The following is a 3,228-nucleotide window of genomic DNA, read 5'->3' as shown; positions in this document are numbered from 1 at the left end:
TTTGCTCTTTAACAATCTGGAACAAGCTGAAAATTTGAAACGGCCCGTGATGTTACGTGAACTCACGGGTGAATCTCTCAAACACGCCATCCGAAGACACCTTCGGGTTGTGAGGTTAAGCGAATAAGCGTACACGGTGGATGCCTAGGCAGTCAGAGGCGATGAAGGACGTGCTAATCTGCGAAAAGCGCCGGTAAGGGGATATGACCCGTTATAGCCGGCGATGTCCGAATGGGGAAACCCAGTGCAATCCGTTGCACTATCCTGCCCTGAATTCATAGGGGCAGGAAGCGAACCGGGGGAACTGAAACATCTCAGTACCCCGAGGAAAAGAAATCAACCGAGATTCCCCCAGTAGCGGCGAGCGAACGGGGAACAGCCCAGAACCCACATCGGCCCGTGCATCAGTGGAAGCGCCTGGAAAGGCGCGCAGTAAAGGGTGATAGCCCCGTACACGAAGATGCCCCGGCCGTGAGTTCGATGAGTAGGGCGGGACACGTGGTATCCTGTCTGAACATGGGGGGACCATCCTCCAAGGCTAAATACTCCTGACTGACCGATAGTGAACCAGTACCGTGAGGGAAAGGCGAAAAGAACCCCGGCGAGGGGAGTGAAACAGAACCTGAAACCGTGTACGTACAAGCAGTGGGAGCCCTGATTTATCAGGGTGACTGCGTACCTTTTGTATAATGGGTCAGCGACTTATATTCTGTAGCAAGGTTAACCGTTTAGGGGAGCCGCAGGGAAACCGAGTCTTAACTGGGCGTTAAGTTGCAGGGTATAGACCCGAAACCCGGTGATCTAGCCATGGGCAGGTTGAAGGTTGGGTAACACTAACTGGAGGACCGAACCGACTAATGTTGAAAAATTAGCGGATGACTTGTGGCTGGGGGTGAAAGGCCAATCAAACCGGGAGATAGCTGGTTCTCCCCGAAAGCTATTTAGGTAGCGCCTCGTGAACTCATCTTCGGGGGTAGAGCACTGTTTCGGCTAGGGGGTCATCCCGACTTACCAACCCGATGCAAACTGCGAATACCGAAGAATGTTATCACGGGAGACACACGGCGGGTGCTAACGTCCGTCGTGAAGAGGGAAACAACCCAGACCGCCAGCTAAGGTCCCCAAGTCATGGTTAAGTGGGAAACGAAGTGGGAAGGCTCAGACAGCCAGGATGTTGGCTTAGAAGCAGCCACCATTTAAAGAAAGCGTAATAGCTCACTGGTCGAGTCGGCCTGCGCGGAAGATGTAACGGGGCTAAACCATGCACCGAAGCTGCGGCAGCAACATTTAGATGTTGTTGGGTAGGGGAGCGTTCTGTAAGCCGTCGAAGGTGAATCGTGAGGTTTGCTGGAGGTATCAGAAGTGCGAATGCTGACATAAGTAACGATAAAGCGGGTGAAAAACCCGCTCGCCGGAAGACCAAGGGTTCCTGTCCAACGTTAATCGGGGCAGGGTGAGTCGACCCCTAAGGCGAGGCCGACAGGCGTAGTCGATGGGAAACAGGTTAATATTCCTGTACTCGGTGTGACTGCGAAGGGGGGACGGAGAAGGCTAGGCCAGCCGGGCGACGGTCGTCCCGGTTAAAGCGTGTAGGTGGGTGGTTTTGGTAAATCCGGACCGCTGATAACACTGAGGCGTGATAACGAGGCACTACGGTGCCGAAGTGGTTGATGCCCTGCTTCCAGGAAAAGCCTCTAAGCATCAGGTCACACTGAATCGTACCCCAAACCGACACAGGTGGTCAGGTAGAGAATACTCAGGCGCTTGAGAGAACTCGGGTGAAGGAACTAGGCAAAATGGTGCCGTAACTTCGGGAGAAGGCACGCTGGCGGCAGGTGAAGGGACATGCGCCCGGAGCCGAGGCCAGTCGCAGAGACCAGCTGGCTGCAACTGTTTAATAAAAACACAGCACTGTGCAAACACGAAAGTGGACGTATACGGTGTGACGCCTGCCCGGTGCTGGAAGGTTAATTGATGGGGTTATCGCGTTGCGAGAAGCTCTTGATCGAAGCCCCAGTAAACGGCGGCCGTAACTATAACGGTCCTAAGGTAGCGAAATTCCTTGTCGGGTAAGTTCCGACCTGCACGAATGGCGTAATGATGGCCAGGCTGTCTCCACCCGAGACTCAGTGAAATTGAACTCGCTGTGAAGATGCAGTGTACCCGCGGCAAGACGGAAAGACCCCGTGAACCTTTACTATAGCTTGACACTGAACCTTGAGCCTTGATGTGTAGGATAGGTGGGAGGCTGTGAAGTGCGGACGCCAGTCTGCACGGAGCCATCCTTGAAATACCACCCTTGAATGTTTGATGTTCTAACGCTGGCCCGTTATCCGGGTCGCGGACAGTGTCTGGTGGGTAGTTTGACTGGGGCGGTCTCCTCCCAAAGCGTAACGGAGGAGCACGAAGGTTAGCTAATCACGGTCGGACATCGTGAGGTTAGTGCAAAGGCATAAGCTAGCTTGACTGCGAGAGTGACAGCTCGAGCAGGTACGAAAGTAGGTCTTAGTGATCCGGTGGTTCTGTATGGAAGGGCCATCGCTCAACGGATAAAAGGTACTCCGGGGATAACAGGCTGATACCGCCCAAGAGTTCATATCGACGGCGGTGTTTGGCACCTCGATGTCGGCTCATCACATCCTGGGGCTGAAGTAGGTCCCAAGGGTACGGCTGTTCGCCGTTTAAAGTGGTACGCGAGCTGGGTTTAGAACGTCGTGAGACAGTTCGGTCCCTATCTGCCGTGGGCGTTGGAAGATTGAAAGGGGCTGCTCCTAGTACGAGAGGACCGGAGTGGACGCACCACTGGTGTTCGGGTTGTCATGCCAATGGCATTGCCCGGTAGCTACGTGCGGAAAAGATAACCGCTGAAAGCATCTAAGCGGGAAACTTGCCTTGAGATGAGTCTTCCCTTGTCCCTTGAGGACACTGAAGGAACGTCCGAGACGAGGACGTGGATAGGCCGGGTGTGTAAGCGTAGCGATACGTTGAGCTAACCGGTACTAATGAACCGTGCGGCTTAACCTGACAACACCGAAGGTGTTTTGCGGGGTGTTGAGAGAGCGGGTTTCAGATGACAAGAAGCAGCTTGTTCGGGATTGAACACAGGATTTGTCTGGCGGCAAGAGCGCGGTGGTCCCACCTGATCCCATGCCGAACTCAGCAGTGAAACGCCGTTGCGCCGATGGTAGTGTGGGGTCTCCCCATGCGAGAGTAGGGCACTGCCAGACA

Annotated in this window: 2 rRNA genes; both read left to right on the top strand. The window is 54.4% G+C overall.

Annotated elements, in window-relative coordinates:
• The first annotated feature begins 113 nt into the window (after positions 1 to 113).
• A 23S ribosomal RNA gene (locus tag AACQ81_RS01610) occupies positions 114 to 3,024 on the top strand.
• An 87-nt stretch (positions 3,025 to 3,111) separates the two neighbouring features.
• A 5S ribosomal RNA gene (rrf, locus tag AACQ81_RS01605) occupies positions 3,112 to 3,227 on the top strand.
• Position 3,228: the final 1 nt, after the last annotated feature.

The sequence above is a fragment of the Xenorhabdus sp. Sc-CR9 genome (assembly GCF_963897815.1).
GTDB lineage: Bacteria > Pseudomonadota > Gammaproteobacteria > Enterobacterales > Enterobacteriaceae > Xenorhabdus.
This window is presented reverse-complemented; position numbering and strand designations above follow the sequence as displayed.